Annotated in this window: 14 protein-coding genes and 2 rRNA genes; 15 read left to right on the top strand and 1 reads right to left on the bottom strand. The window is 39.5% G+C overall.

Translation table 11 applies throughout. The features are described from left to right. The 12 genes from BR30_RS0113565 to rsmI form a co-directional block, all read left to right on the top strand. Positions 1 to 220 (top strand): 23S ribosomal RNA (locus tag BR30_RS0113565); the annotation flags it as partial. Positions 221 to 296: 76 nt separating this feature from the next. Further along, positions 297 to 413 (top strand): 5S ribosomal RNA (rrf, locus tag BR30_RS0113560). A 558-nt stretch (positions 414 to 971) separates the two neighbouring features. Continuing rightward, on the top strand, positions 972 to 1,190 hold the full coding sequence (locus tag BR30_RS0113550) for a sigma factor G inhibitor Gin (RefSeq protein WP_098576744.1): 219 nt from the start codon (positions 972 to 974) through the stop codon (positions 1,188 to 1,190). A gap of 94 nt (positions 1,191 to 1,284) precedes the next feature. Then, positions 1,285 to 2,724, top strand: a complete 1,440-nt coding sequence (locus BR30_RS0113545) for an aminotransferase class I/II-fold pyridoxal phosphate-dependent enzyme (protein WP_026565489.1) — start codon at positions 1,285 to 1,287, stop codon at positions 2,722 to 2,724. Between the two features lie 34 nt (positions 2,725 to 2,758). Next, positions 2,759 to 3,394: a dTMP kinase gene (gene tmk, locus BR30_RS0113540; RefSeq protein ID WP_026565488.1), complete on the top strand. Its 636-nt coding sequence runs from the start codon at positions 2,759 to 2,761 to the stop codon at positions 3,392 to 3,394. Positions 3,395 to 3,501: 107 nt separating this feature from the next. Next, positions 3,502 to 3,831, top strand: coding sequence for a cyclic-di-AMP receptor (locus BR30_RS0113535; RefSeq protein ID WP_026565487.1), 330 nt, complete (start codon positions 3,502 to 3,504; stop codon positions 3,829 to 3,831). A 47-nt stretch (positions 3,832 to 3,878) separates the two neighbouring features. Further along, positions 3,879 to 4,886: a DNA polymerase III subunit delta' gene (holB, locus tag BR30_RS0113530; protein WP_026565486.1), complete on the top strand. Its 1,008-nt coding sequence runs from the start codon at positions 3,879 to 3,881 to the stop codon at positions 4,884 to 4,886. Then, entirely contained in the window at positions 4,879 to 5,706 is an 828-nt protein-coding gene (locus tag BR30_RS0113525; protein ID WP_026565485.1) for a PSP1 domain-containing protein, read from the top strand. Before holB ends, BR30_RS0113525 begins: the two co-directional genes overlap by 8 nt. 13 nt (positions 5,707 to 5,719) lie before the next feature. Continuing rightward, the gene (gene yabA / locus BR30_RS0113520) at positions 5,720 to 6,091 is read left to right on the top strand and encodes a DNA replication initiation control protein YabA (protein ID WP_026565484.1); all 372 of its coding nucleotides are present in this window, start codon (positions 5,720 to 5,722) and stop codon (positions 6,089 to 6,091) included. A gap of 52 nt (positions 6,092 to 6,143) precedes the next feature. Further along, on the top strand, positions 6,144 to 6,896 hold the full coding sequence (locus tag BR30_RS0113515) for a tRNA1(Val) (adenine(37)-N6)-methyltransferase (protein WP_035445549.1): 753 nt from the start codon (positions 6,144 to 6,146) through the stop codon (positions 6,894 to 6,896). Further along, the gene (locus BR30_RS0113510; protein ID WP_026565482.1) at positions 6,883 to 7,170 is read left to right on the top strand and encodes a GIY-YIG nuclease family protein; all 288 of its coding nucleotides are present in this window, start codon (positions 6,883 to 6,885) and stop codon (positions 7,168 to 7,170) included. The genes BR30_RS0113515 and BR30_RS0113510 overlap by 14 nt, the downstream gene beginning before the upstream one ends. Continuing rightward, positions 7,148 to 8,020 (top strand): 16S rRNA (cytidine(1402)-2'-O)-methyltransferase, encoded by an 873-nt coding sequence (gene rsmI / locus BR30_RS0113505; protein ID WP_026565481.1) that lies wholly within the window; start codon positions 7,148 to 7,150, stop codon positions 8,018 to 8,020. Before BR30_RS0113510 ends, rsmI begins: the two co-directional genes overlap by 23 nt. A 55-nt stretch (positions 8,021 to 8,075) precedes the next feature. Here the strand turns inward: rsmI and BR30_RS0113500 are convergent, their stop codons facing one another. Next, a complete protein-coding gene (locus BR30_RS0113500; RefSeq protein WP_026565480.1) occupies positions 8,076 to 8,360 on the bottom strand; it encodes an AbrB/MazE/SpoVT family DNA-binding domain-containing protein in 285 nt (94 codons plus the stop codon). A 482-nt stretch (positions 8,361 to 8,842) separates the two neighbouring features. On the opposite strand from BR30_RS0113500, the gene metG reads away from it, so the two are divergent. The 3 genes from metG (at position 8,843) to BR30_RS0113485 (ending at position 13,226) form a co-directional block, all read left to right on the top strand. Further along, the gene (gene metG, locus BR30_RS0113495; protein ID WP_026565479.1) at positions 8,843 to 10,810 is read left to right on the top strand and encodes a methionine--tRNA ligase; all 1,968 of its coding nucleotides are present in this window, start codon (positions 8,843 to 8,845) and stop codon (positions 10,808 to 10,810) included. Positions 10,811 to 11,038: 228 nt separating this feature from the next. Then, entirely contained in the window at positions 11,039 to 11,806 is a 768-nt protein-coding gene (locus tag BR30_RS0113490; protein ID WP_026565478.1) for a TatD family hydrolase, read from the top strand. 235 nt (positions 11,807 to 12,041) lie between these two features. Next, entirely contained in the window at positions 12,042 to 13,226 is a 1,185-nt protein-coding gene (locus tag BR30_RS0113485; RefSeq protein WP_026565477.1) for a G5 and 3D domain-containing protein, read from the top strand. The last annotated feature ends 60 nt before the right edge of the window (positions 13,227 to 13,286 follow it).

Raw genomic sequence — 13,286 nt, 5'->3', positions numbered from 1 at the left:
CCGCTGGTGTACCAGTTGTTCTGCCAAGAGCATCGCTGGGTAGCTATGTGCGGACGGGATAAGTGCTGAAAGCATCTAAGCATGAAGCCCCCCTCAAGATGAGATTTCCCATAGCGCAAGCTAGTAAGAACCCTGAAAGATGATCAGGTTGATAGGTCAGAGGTGGAAGCGTGGTAACATGTGGAGCTGACTGATACTAATCGTTCGAGGACTTAACCAATTTTAAGGCAATCTCGAGTTTACAAACTTCTTCTGCATTATCTAGTTTTGAGGGAATGAAACCTCAAACCAAATAGTCTGGCAGCAATGGCGAGAAGGTCACACCCGTTCCCATACCGAACACGGAAGTTAAGCTTCTCAGCGCCGATGGTAGTTGGGACACGCGTCCCTGTGAGAGTAGGACGTTGCCAGGCATATCAAGGACAACCTTTACAGGTTGTCCTTTTTTGTTATGGAGAGAAAGGAAACTAACTATACCGAAGGACAAAATTCACCAAGTGAGCAGGAAAAATTGTCTATCGGAAGGGTTCCGAAGGACAAAACACTCCAAGTGAGCACGCAAAATGTCTATCGGAGGCACTCCGAAGGACAAAACACTCCAAGTGAGCACGCAAAATGTCTATCGGAGGCACTCCGAAGGACAAAACACTCTAAATGAACAGGCAAAATGTCTATCGGAGGGATTCCAAAGAACATAAGCGGATAATTAAATAGGAATATAAATCCCAGGCTTGGAAAAAGGAGTGGCGAGTAAATAAAAAGTGTCACGGTGTATAAGCCAAAAGGTTGTTTTTTTGTGTGTTCTTAATAAGAACTTTAACAATAGTAAAAAAGTACGAAGTGTTTTCAAAGAAATTACGAATAGACATACACCCAATCGTGAACTGTTACATACTATATTAATTAAGATGGCGCGAAAAGATTATTCAAAAAATTGTATGCAATTAAAAACTTCGGGGCAGAATGGATGTATGGAGGTGGAGGGATTGAGTTCATTTTTAGCACAGAAATATCATCAGGAAATGTGTGTTATATGTGAGAATTTAAAACCAAAAGGCATACATCTATATACTTCTTTTATTTGTACAGAATGTGAAAATGATTTAATACAAACAGATACAAAGGATCCAAAATATAAATATTTTCTCAAACAGCTGAAAAAAATAACCACGCCAGAAATTTTTTCATAAAAGTCCATTATGGGCTTATTTTTTTTGTAATCAAATGAGAAAGGGAACTGTTTTTTTGTTAGAATGAATTAGACTCTTAGAAGGAAGTAAACAAATGTATAATCAATCAAAAACACCATTATATGATGCTCTAATCCAACATATAAACAAAAGGCCGGTTTCCTTTCATGTTCCTGGACATAAATATGGTGAAGTGCTCCAACCTGAAGCTCACCGCTATTTCCAGAATATCTTAAAAATAGATGCGACTGAATTATCGGGTTTAGATGACTTGCACTCACCCGAAGAAGCGATACTAGAGGCTGAAGCACTATTAGCTGACCTCTACCAGACGAGAAAAAGTTATTTTCTTGTTAATGGTTCAACTGTCGGAAATCTAGCAATGATTATGGCAGCATGTGAGGAAGGGGCAAAAGTCCTCGTTCAAAGGAATTGTCATAAGTCTATTTTAAATGGTCTAAGTTTAGCGAAGGCGGATCCTATTTTTCTAGAGCCTGAATTTAACCAAGAGTGGAAAATTCCCTCTGGAATCAGTTTAGAAACAGTCAAAGAATCCATCAATATATATCCTGATGCCAAGGCACTCATTCTGACCTATCCTAACTACTATGGATTGGGATATGAATTACAAGAAATAATAAATGAAGCGCATCGACACAATATCCCGGTACTAGTGGACGAGGCTCACGGGCCGCATTTGAGCCTCGGCGATCCATTCCCGCCTTCCGCTCTTCAATTGGGTGCAGACATTGTGGTTCAATCCGCACATAAGATTCTCCCGGCAATGACAATGGGCTCCTACTTACATATTAATAGTGATATCGTCAATCAGAATAAGCTAAAGGAATACCTAGCTATGTTCCAATCAAGCAGTCCGTCCTATCCAATTATGGCATCCTTGGATTTGGCGAGGAATTATCTAGGTGCATATACGCAAGAAGATGTAACCTTTCTTTTAACTGAAATCAGCCGTTTTAGGAACGAGTTAGCAAAGATTCCTGTGATTAGGGTGCTTGATTATCCTAACAATTGCGGTGATCCTCTAAAAATAACCATTCAGTCCCGGTGCAATTTAAATGGATTTGAACTCCAAAGGAGACTGGAAGAATCAGCAATTTTCACAGAATTAGCTGACCCGAATAATATACTCTTTATTTTGCCTTTACTTAAAGCTGGACAAAGTTTCCCTTTTGAAGAAACACTCTTGAAAATAAAAAAGGCACTTACTGGATTGTCAGTACACACTCCTCATGAGATATTTGAAACAGCTAGGCAGAAAATCTCCACTTTAGCGATTACCTTCAAAGAAATGGAGAATTTAGAGATAAAAGAACTACCAATACCTAAAGCTCTAGGAGAGGTATGTGCTGAAATGATTATTCCTTATCCACCAGGTATCCCTCTGCTGTTAAAGGGAGAAAGAATCACAAAAGATAAGCTCAGTCTGCTTAGCCGCCTAATACAAACCGGGGCAAGGTTTCAAGGAGGAGCTTCATTAAAAGATGGTTGCATAAAGATTTTTTGCACAGCCTAAGAGAGCAAGAAACAGTTTTGGAGGTTTTATATAGATGAATAATGGGATTTTTATTACATTTGAGGGACCGGATGGTGCAGGTAAGTCAACCATTATTGATATGGTGGCTAATCAGCTTGGAGATGTCCTTCTAACCCGAGAACCAGGCGGTATTGATATCGCAGAACAGATTCGAGCTGTCATATTATCTAAAGAGAATACGGCCATGGACCCTCGGACGGAAGCATTACTCTATGCTGCTGCTAGAAGACAGCATTTAATAGAAAAGGTAAAACCAGCACTAGATGAAGGGAGAATCGTGTTGTGCGACCGGTTTGTTGACAGTTCTTTAGCATACCAAGGCTATGCACGTGGATTAGGGATTGATGAGGTGTTTGCTATCAATCAATTTGCCATTGAAAATTTGATGCCAGAGTTAACAATCTACTTTGACATCGAACCAGAGTTGGGTCTGCAGCGAATCAATAAAAATAAAGGCCGGGAAATCAATCGTTTAGATTTAGAAAACCTTGAATTCCACAAAAAGGTAAGTGAAGGATACCACCTATTAATTGACCGTTTTCCAGAGAGAATACGGTGCATTGATGCCTCAGGTACTGTGGAAGAGGTTTTTCAGCAAACGATAAAGGTCATCGAAGAAACACTAGCAAAAAGGAAGCCTTCTCTGTAGGGCTTTTTTTATCCTAAAGAATCTGTCATTACGAATGTAAGGAGCTCTGTTACCTGTTATAATATAGGAAATGAAACTAGTAATAAAAAAAGGAGAGGGTGGTTCGGATGAAAATGATCATAGCTGTCGTACAGGACCAAGATAGTAATCGATTGTCAAAGGCACTAGTAGATAATAATTTTAGAGCAACCAAATTAGCTAGTACAGGTGGATTTCTTAAGTCAGGCAACACGACCTTTATGATTGGTACAGAGGATATCCGCGTGGACCGGGCCCTCCAGATTATTAAGGATAACTGCAGGGCTAGAGAGCAGTTAGTTGCCCCTGTATCGCCCATGGGCGGGAACGCTGACTCCTATGTTCCTTATCCAGTAGAAGTTGAAGTAGGCGGAGCCACCGTATTCGTCCTACCAATCGAACAATACATGCATTTTTAAAATAAACAATAGATCCGTTATTATAATAAAGTTAGTGAGTGATGAACTTGGGAAAATCATGGGAGCAACTAGAAGAGCTTCAGCCAACTGTCTTAAAAATGTTAAAAAACAGTTTAGTGAAAAATCGAGTGGCCCATGCATACCTTCTTGAGGGCATCAGAGGGACAGGGAAGCGAGAAATAGCCTTGTTACTGACAAAATCGCTATTTTGCGAAGCAACCATCGATCAGTACCGGCCATGCGAGGAATGCAGCAATTGCCGGCGCATCAACCATGGGAACCATCCTGACGTACATATTGTCGAACCGGAGGGGTTATCAATTAAGGTCGACCAAATTAGAAACTTGCAGGTGGAGTTTTCTAAAAAGGGACTAGAATCTTTGAAAAAGGTTTATTTACTTGTTCATGCCGATAAGATGAGTGTCAGTGCTTCCAATAGTTTACTGAAATTCTTAGAGGAACCTAATCCCGGGACGGTTGCCTTTCTCTTAACAGAACAGCCGCAAAAGATATTACCAACCATCCTTTCTAGGTGCCAAATACTAACATTTCATCCCTTATCACCACAAGTGATGATAAAACAATTGGTGGAAAACGGCGTAGAACCGCAAAAGGCTCCATTGCTAGCACAATTAACCAACAGTTTAGAAGAAGCCCAAAATTTAAATGTCGATGAATGGTTTGCACAAGCCCAAAAAATAGTGGTAAAATTATATGAGGTGTTGAAAAAAAATCCGTTAGAAGCAATGGTAACGCTTCAGGCCGACTGGTTTTCACACTTTAAAGAGAAAGAACAGATACATCGTGGTTTAGACCTTTTACTTCTTATTTTTAAGGATTTACTATATATACAATTAGATAGGCAGGAGCAGATTGTTTTTCGAGAGGAAAGCGAACGGCTGAGACAATTTGCCCTGCATACATCTGGACGGCGCATATCGGATCAAATGTCAGCTATCCTTGATGCAAAGAGGAAGCTGGAGAGGAATATGAATCCTCAGCTGATGATGGAACAGCTTGTGTTAAAATTGCAGGAGGGATCTTCATTTGTATGATGTTGTAGGAGTACGCTTTAAAAAAGCGGGGAAAATCTATTATTTTGATCCAGGGGAACTCTCCATTGAAAAAGACGACTTTGTCATTGTCGAGACAGTTCGTGGAGTGGAATATGGCAAAGCAGTAATTGCTCGTAAACAGGTTGAGGAGCATGATGTTGTCCTTCCACTCAAAAAAGTGGTTAGAATTGCCGACCCGAAGGATAAGATGATTGTTGAAGAGAATAAGCAAGCCGCAAAAGAAGCTTATGATGTTTGTAATGAAAAAGTGAATGAGCATCAACTGGATATGAAACTAGTCGATGTTGAATATACATTTGATCGAAACAAAGTGATCTTCTATTTTACTGCTGATGGAAGAGTTGATTTCCGTGAGCTTGTAAAGGATTTAGCAGCTATTTTCCGGACGAGAATTGAATTACGCCAGATTGGTGTTCGTGATGAAGCGAAAATGCTTGGCGGTATTGGTCCATGTGGCAGAATGTTATGCTGTTCCACCTTCTTAGGGGATTTCGATCCCGTTTCGATCAAAATGGCAAAGGACCAAAACCTATCATTAAATCCTACAAAAATATCCGGATTATGCGGCAGATTAATGTGCTGTTTAAAATATGAAAATGATGAATATGAATCTGCTAAAGCATTGTTGCCGGATTTAGGGGAAATCATTGAAACACCGCAAGGTAAAGGAAAAGTAGTAGGATTAAATATATTAGAACGGGTACTACAGGTGGAACTGAAGGAACAGGAACGCGTTCTGGAGTATACCTTGGAGGAAATCAATAAAGAAGGTGCCTTTTCTATACAATCCACAGATTAATGAGGTGGAAGACGTGGATAAAAAAGAAATATTTGAATCAGTAAGTAATATGGAAACACAAATTGGCCATCTTTACCAAAAGCTAGGAGAATTAAAGCAGCATTTAGCCGAGATACTAGAAGAGAATCATTATTTAAAGCTTGAAAATGAACATTTGAGACGCCGTTTAGATGTAACGACCGAAGAGGAAAAGAAAGAAACAGAGAATAAAAAAGGGTCCTCTGTGCCCGAGACGTCTGGTGTAAAGCCATTTGATGTAGGAGAAGGATATGATAACCTTGCCCGTCTATATCAAGAAGGTTTTCATATTTGTAACCTTCATTTTGGAAGTTTACGCAAAGAAGGCGATTGTTTATTCTGCCTTTCCTTTCTAAATAAGAAATAACTTTAAGAGGCTGAAAATAATCAGCCTCTATTTTCATATATTTTGTTGGAGGATGGAAACCTTGGTTAACTTAAAGGAAGATGAGCGGTTAGATTATTTGTTGGCAGAAAACTTACGGATTATTCAAAGTCCATCCGTTTTTGCCTTTTCCCTTGATGCAGTCTTACTAGCAAGATTTGTCTATGTTCCGATTCAAAAAGGGAACTTAATTGACCTATGCAGCGGAAATGGAGTGATTCCTTTATTTCTAAGTGCACGTACGAAAGGGCGAATTACCGGTGTTGAAATACAGGAACGATTGTATGATATGGCCGTAAGAAGTATTGAATATAATCACCTAGAGACTCGGCTGCAGATGATTCATGGTGACATCAAGGAGATTCATAAGCAACTGGGGCATGGGAAATTTGATGTTGTTACATGCAATCCACCTTATTTTACTACACCATCTAAGGAAGAAATGAACCCGAATGAACATCTAGCCATTGCTCGTCATGAAATTCTTTGTACATTAGAGGACGCGGTTATGGCCTCGAGCCAATTAGTGAAACAAGGCGGAAAGGTGGCCTTTGTCCACCGTCCCGGACGACTATTGGATATCATTACATTGATGAGAGAATACCGGCTTGAACCAAAACGGATCCAATTTGTTTATCCGAAGAAGGGAAAAGAGGCAAATACTTTGTTGATTGAGGCGATTAAGGATGGCAGTCCAGATTTGAAAATTCTCCCACCGTTATTTGTCTATAATGAAGCTAATGAATATACTTCAGAAATAAAAGAGATTCTATATGGAGAAAAATGAACATTTCTTTTATGTGCTTACCTGTAAGGATGGTAGTTTGTATGGTGGATACACGAATAATCTGGAAAAGCGGATCAAGATGCATAATGAAGGAAAAGGGGCGAAGTATACACGAGGCCGAGGCCCGGTTGAACTTACATACTATCGATGTTTTGAAAATAAAGGGGATGCACTAAGGGCAGAATACAATTTCAAACGATTAACTAGAAAGAAAAAAGATGAATTTCTAATAAGAGAAACAGGTGATAGCCATGTGGCAGCAAAAGAGCTTTGAGAATGAAGCAACAAAGGGAATTTTATATCTAATCCCTACCCCCATAGGAAATTTAGAAGATATGAGTTTCCGAGCGATTCGATTATTAAAAGAGGCAGACCTAATTGCGGCTGAAGATACAAGAAATACAAAGAAGCTGTGCAATTACTTTGAAATTGGAACACCTGTGGTCAGTTATCATGAACACAATAAAGAAACAAGCGGTGATAAATTGATTCAAAAAGTAAAGGAAGGGTTAAAAATTGCCCTTGTAAGTGATGCGGGTATGCCAGCAATTTCTGACCCTGGTTATGAGTTGGTGTTAGCCGCTACGCGGGAAAAGGTAACAGTTGTTCCCTTGCCAGGTGCAAACGCTGCATTGACCTCATTAATTGCTTCAGGGTTGCCGTGTCAGCCTTTTTACTTTTTTGGATTTTTAAATCGAAATAAGAAGGAGAAGCGTTTGGAATTAGAAGCTTTAAAGTGGCAGTCGGCAACATTAATCTTCTATGAATCTCCGCATCGTTTAAAAGAAACCTTATCAATTATGGTAGATGTGCTGGGGAACCGGAATGTGGCCATATGCAGGGAATTAACGAAAAAGTATGAGGAATTTATTCGTGGAACAATCGAGGAAGTAATCGCTTGGACTCATCAGGATGAAATCCGCGGGGAGTTTTGCTTGATTGTGGAAGGAACAGATCAGCAGCAGGAGGAAGCACCGAGCTGGTGGCAAAGCTTATCGCTTGAAGAACATGTAAATCATTATATTTCTGAAAAGAATATTCCTTCGAAAGAAGCGATTAAGCTAACGGCAAAAGACCGTGAAATGAATAAAAGAGATGTGTATCAGGCCTATCATGTCGAATAATTAAATGATCATATGAATAATATAAAAGCTCCAGCAAATGTGCTGGAGCTTTTTCTTATTTTACTAGTTCAAAGTTGTTTTGGATTTCTTGAATTAATTGTTCTGCACCTTCACGGCTTAGAATCAATTTACCGCCAGCAAGAGATAAATTATCATCAGAAACTTCTCCTGTTACCTGGCAAGTCATATTAGGCTTGTATTTCTTTAAAATGATACGCTCATCATCCACATAGATTTCAAGAGCATCTTTTTCAGCGATACCAAGAGTACGTCTTAATTCAATTGGAATTACCACACGGCCTAACTCATCAACTTTACGAACGATACCTGTAGATTTCATTTTTACTAGCTCCTCTCATATTATGAACATATTTTTCTCTATCTATTTCTTCGTCATTATTCGACAAATTTTTCATAACCTTATAATACAAGAAATTCCCATATCCGTCAATTATTAAATTTTGAGAAATAATAGTAAAACTATATAATTTAGAGAAGTGTTGATTTAGCAACATTTTACCTAAATATTACTTAAATTCTACTATAATAATATTATTATTTTTCAAAAGGAACATTCGTTCGTTATGGTGTTATTCGACAAATTCCTGCATAGTTCGTTACTATTGAACTACAAATACTTCGAAGGACGTAAAGCGATTATGGGTGTAAAAGGTGAAAATTTAAAAAAACTGGAAGTTAACGATAGCGTGTCTCCTTGCACAAAAGTTGATTTTTAGGTATATTTTGATGATAGAGACGGGAAAAAACAGGCAATAATGGTTTAATAGGGTTGTGCGCTAGCCAACTATTGGAGGTATACAAATGGAGAATAAATTAAAGACTTTTTACCTGACAACACCGATTTACTATCCTAGCGGAAATTTACATATTGGGCATGCTTATACCACCGTTGCAGGTGATGCGATGGCACGATATAAGCGTATGCGCGGCTATGATGTTATGTACTTAACTGGGACGGATGAGCATGGACAAAAGATTCAACGGAAGGCAGAAGAGGTGGGGATTACTCCGCAGCAATATGTTGATGAAATTGTTGATGGTATTCAAGAGTTATGGAATAAACTTGATATTTCCTATGATGATTTTATTCGAACAACCCAGGAAAGGCATAAACAGGTTGTTGAAAAAATCTTTGCAAGGCTGCTTGAACAAGGCGATATTTATCTCGATCAGTATGAAGGCTGGTATTGTACACCGTGTGAATCCTTTTTTACTGACCGGCAGCTAGTGGATGGAAATTGCCCAGATTGTGGCAGACCAGTTGAAAAAGTTAAAGAAGAATCCTACTTTTTTAGAATGAGTAAATATGTAGATCGTCTCTTGCAGTATTATGAGGAAAATCCTGATTTCATCCAGCCTGAATCTCGTAAGAATGAGATGATTAATAACTTTATCAAGCCAGGTTTAGAAGACTTAGCTGTCTCGAGGACTACGTTTGATTGGGGAGTTAAGGTGCCGGGAAATCCAAAGCATGTCATTTATGTTTGGATTGATGCATTATCCAATTATATTACAGCACTTGGGTTCGGGACAGAAAATGATGCCAAATACAAAAACTACTGGCCAGCTGATGTACATCTTGTTGGGAAGGAAATTGTCCGTTTCCATACCATCTATTGGCCAATTATGCTCATGGCTTTAGACCTTCCACTTCCAAAGAAGGTTTTTGCCCACGGCTGGTTGTTAATGAAAGATGGAAAAATGTCCAAATCAAAGGGGAATGTGGTTGACCCAGTCACCCTAATTGACCGTTATGGTCTTGATGCTCTTCGTTATTATCTATTAAGAGAAGTTCCATTTGGAGCGGATGGCGTCTTTACACCAGAAGGATTTGTTGAAAGAATCAACTTTGATTTAGCCAATGATTTAGGAAATCTGCTCAATCGTACTGTTGCGATGATCGAAAAGTATTTTAACGGGGTTATTCCTGATTATGCTGGTTCCGTTAGTGAATTTGATGCTTCACTCCTGCAAGTGAATCAAGAAACCGTTCATAAATATGAGGAAGCGATGGAGAAGATGGAATTCTCTGTAGCGTTAACAGCGATTTGGCAGTTAGTCAGCCGAACCAATAAATATATTGATGAAACAAAACCATGGACGTTAGCGAAGGATGAGACGAATCGTGAGGAGCTTGCTAGTGTAATGGTCCATTTGGCTGAATCATTACGACGGATAGCGATTTTATTGCAGCCGTTCCTAACACGTACGCCGAATGCAATTTTTGCGCAGCTGGGTATTCAAGATGAATCGTTAAAAGCATGGGAAAGCCTTGCTGATTTCGGCTTAATTCCAAGTGCAACAAAGGTTGAAAAGGCTGCACCAATCTTCCCAAGGCTTGAAATTGCAGAGGAAGTTGACTTTATTAAGGCGAAGATGCAAGGTTCTGCTCCAGCAGCGGAAGAAAAGAAAGAAGAAAAGCCAGAAGAACAACCAGAAGAAATCGCTGAAATTGCGATTGATGATTTTATGAAAATTGATTTGCGTGTTGCTGAGGTCATTCAAGCAGAGCCGATAAAAAAGGCAGATAAACTCCTTAAACTTCAACTTGATTTAGGATATGAAAAACGTCAGGTTGTTTCGGGAATTGCTCAATATTATAAGCCTGAAGAATTAGTCGGCCGCAAGGTGATTTGTATTACGAATCTGAAACCAGTCAAATTGCGCGGCGAATTGTCACAGGGCATGATCTTAGCCGGTTCAAAAAATGGCCAACTTTCCCTGGCAACAGTTGATCAGACCTTAGCAAATGGTGCTAAAGTAAAATAATAAAATAAGTTAAGGCGCCTGATAAGGGCGCTTTTACTTTTGGTTATATCCAGCTACAGCGCCTAGGGGCTCGGGGTCACAAGCCCCTGATCAAGGCGCTTCCGCTTTTAAGTGTTCCACGTGAAACATTTTATCGGGACATTCCCTTTTTTTATTCGATTTTTTGACATTAAAGGGCCGTAAGTGCACAATTTAGAGAAAAATAAGGAAACGAGGTTCTTACTTACTATGCTATTCGACACACATGCACATTTAAATGATAACCAGTATAACGAAGACTTAGAAGAAGTGATTGGAAGGGCAGAACGTGAGGGAGTCACCCATATGGTGGTTGTCGGATTTGATCGCCCAACTATAGAGCGAGCTATGGAATTAGCCGAAACCTATGACTTTATTTATGCCTGTGTTGGCTGGCATCCGGTTGATGCAATTGACATGACAGAAGAAGACTTAGTGTGGATAGAGGAATTAACTGCCCATCCAAAGGTGGTTGCGATTGGTGAAATGGGCTTGGATTATCATTGGGACAAATCTCCAAAGGATATTCAAAAGGAGGTTTTCCGGAAACAAATTAGGCTGGCTAAAAAGGTGAAGCTGCCTATCGTAATTCATAATCGCGAGGCTACCGCTGATATCGTGGGAATTTTAAAGGAAGAAGGTGCAGAAGAAGTAGGCGGAATTATGCATTGCTTTAGCGGCAGTCCTGAAGTGGCGAAACAATGTGTGGAAATGAACTTCTATATTTCACTAGGAGGTCCAGTGACCTTTAAAAATGCCAAAAAGCCGAAAGAAGTAGCAGCCGAAGTGCCTTTAGATAAGCTGTTAATCGAAACAGATTGCCCGTATTTAGCTCCCCATCCGTACCGTGGGAAAAGAAATGAGCCTAGTTATGTAAAACTAGTGGCTGAACAAATTGCCGAAATAAAAGGGTTGACATTTGAAGAAGTGGCTGAAGCAACGACACGAAATGCTAAAAAATTATTCGCCATAAAATGATAGGGGAATTTGTCGAAGACAGTGGAAGCTTGTCCTAAAATTTAATGAAAACAAAAAGTTCTACACGTCTCCTTTTCTACATAGGATAACCGTGTCGAGAAGTTTCTCTTTGCAAATATTCTAACTTTGTGCATAATTAGAAATACCCTCGCAGAGTATGCAAGGATAGACAGCCGACAGCATGGTTCATTAATCTCTCTAAGAGAAGGAGGCGTTTTTCATCGTATTCAAAACCATGAAAAACCTGTTTCCCCAGTCTTTGAGCCGGAAGACATTGACCATTGCTTTTGCTAGTTTCGTAGTTTTGTTGACATCTCTTGGAATTCTTTTTTATGAAGGGTCAAAGAAAACTGTTGCCATCACTCTTAACAATCAGCAAAAGGTCGTAAAGACACATGCGGATACAGTCAATGAATTATTTGATGAAATGGATGTATCCATCCGGTCACAAGACTATTTGCAACCAAAGGCGAATTCAAAGGTGAAGGACCACCTTATGGTCGTATGGAAGCAAGCTAAACAGGTTCACATTGTCAAGGACAACGAGAAGAAAACGATCTGGACGACAGCGGATACATTAGCTGGACTCCTAAAAGAGCAGAAAATTGTTTTGAGCAAACATGATGAAATCTCACCTAGTCCGCAAGCAGCAATTAAAGATAAGATGAAAGTTGGAATAAAAAAAGCGATTCATCTTACATATGTTGACGGCGGTAAAAAGCAACAAGTTTGGGCCACTTCGGCTACGGTCGCTGACTTTTTATCACAACAGGGGATTAAGCTAAACAAATTAGACCGAGTTGAGCCGTCATTAACAGAATCCATCTCTAAGAATGGTGTTGTTAACGTCATTCGGGTTGAAAAAGTCACCGATGTAGTGGAAGAACCTGTTCAATTTGCTGTGGTAACCAAGAAGGATGAAAGTTTAGAAAAAGGCAAGGAAAAAACCATCACCAAAGGTAAAAAAGGTCGCATTTCTAAACAGTATGAAGTCTGGCTTGAAAATGGCAAAGAAGTATCTAGAAAATTATTAAGTGAGCAAAAGATTGCAGAGAAACAAGATAAAGTTGTGGCTGTCGGAACGAAGGATTTATCATTACAAGTTTCCCGTGGTGCTGCTAATGAGTCGGGAAAAGAGTTTTATGTGACTGCAACTGCCTATACAGCGTATTGCAATGGGTGTTCAGGAAGAACAGCAACCGGACTTAATCTCCGTGCGAATCCGAACATGAAGGTAATCGCGGTTGACCCGAGAGTTATTCCACTTGGATCAAAGGTATATGTTGATGGTTATGGGTACGCTGTGGCAGGTGACACTGGCGGTGCTATTAAGGGATATATCATTGATTTATTCATGTCATCAAAAAGTGATGCATACCGCTGGGGGCGGAAAAAAGTAAAAATTAAAGTACTAGATTAATTTCCTTTATGCAGAGGGTCCTATCCTCTGCATTTTGCTTTTCTCGTAAATTTCTTTATA

Source organism: Bacillus sp. UNC41MFS5, assembly GCF_000686805.1.
This window is presented reverse-complemented; position numbering and strand designations above follow the sequence as displayed.

What these genes read in the sequence shown, in the direction of transcription:
- BR30_RS0113485 (WP_026565477.1), top strand. Translation starts at nt 12,042, where the DNA reads ATGAAAAACCTGTTTCCCCAGTCTTTGAGCCGGAAGACATTGACCATT.
- BR30_RS0113510 (WP_026565482.1), top strand. Translation starts at nt 6,883, where the DNA reads ATGGAGAAAAATGAACATTTCTTTTATGTGCTTACCTGTAAGGATGGT.
- tmk (WP_026565488.1), top strand. Translation starts at nt 2,759, where the DNA reads ATGAATAATGGGATTTTTATTACATTTGAGGGACCGGATGGTGCAGGT.
- rsmI (WP_026565481.1), top strand. Translation starts at nt 7,148, where the DNA reads ATGTGGCAGCAAAAGAGCTTTGAGAATGAAGCAACAAAGGGAATTTTA.
- BR30_RS0113535 (WP_026565487.1), top strand. Translation starts at nt 3,502, where the DNA reads ATGAAAATGATCATAGCTGTCGTACAGGACCAAGATAGTAATCGATTG.
- BR30_RS0113490 (WP_026565478.1), top strand. Translation starts at nt 11,039, where the DNA reads ATGCTATTCGACACACATGCACATTTAAATGATAACCAGTATAACGAA.
- metG (WP_026565479.1), top strand. Translation starts at nt 8,843, where the DNA reads ATGGAGAATAAATTAAAGACTTTTTACCTGACAACACCGATTTACTAT.
- BR30_RS0113500 (WP_026565480.1), bottom strand. Translation starts at nt 8,360, where the DNA reads ATGAAATCTACAGGTATCGTTCGTAAAGTTGATGAGTTAGGCCGTGTG.
- BR30_RS0113545 (WP_026565489.1), top strand. Translation starts at nt 1,285, where the DNA reads ATGTATAATCAATCAAAAACACCATTATATGATGCTCTAATCCAACAT.
- BR30_RS0113550 (WP_098576744.1), top strand. Translation starts at nt 972, where the DNA reads ATGGAGGTGGAGGGATTGAGTTCATTTTTAGCACAGAAATATCATCAG.
- BR30_RS0113515 (WP_035445549.1), top strand. Translation starts at nt 6,144, where the DNA reads ATGGAAACCTTGGTTAACTTAAAGGAAGATGAGCGGTTAGATTATTTG.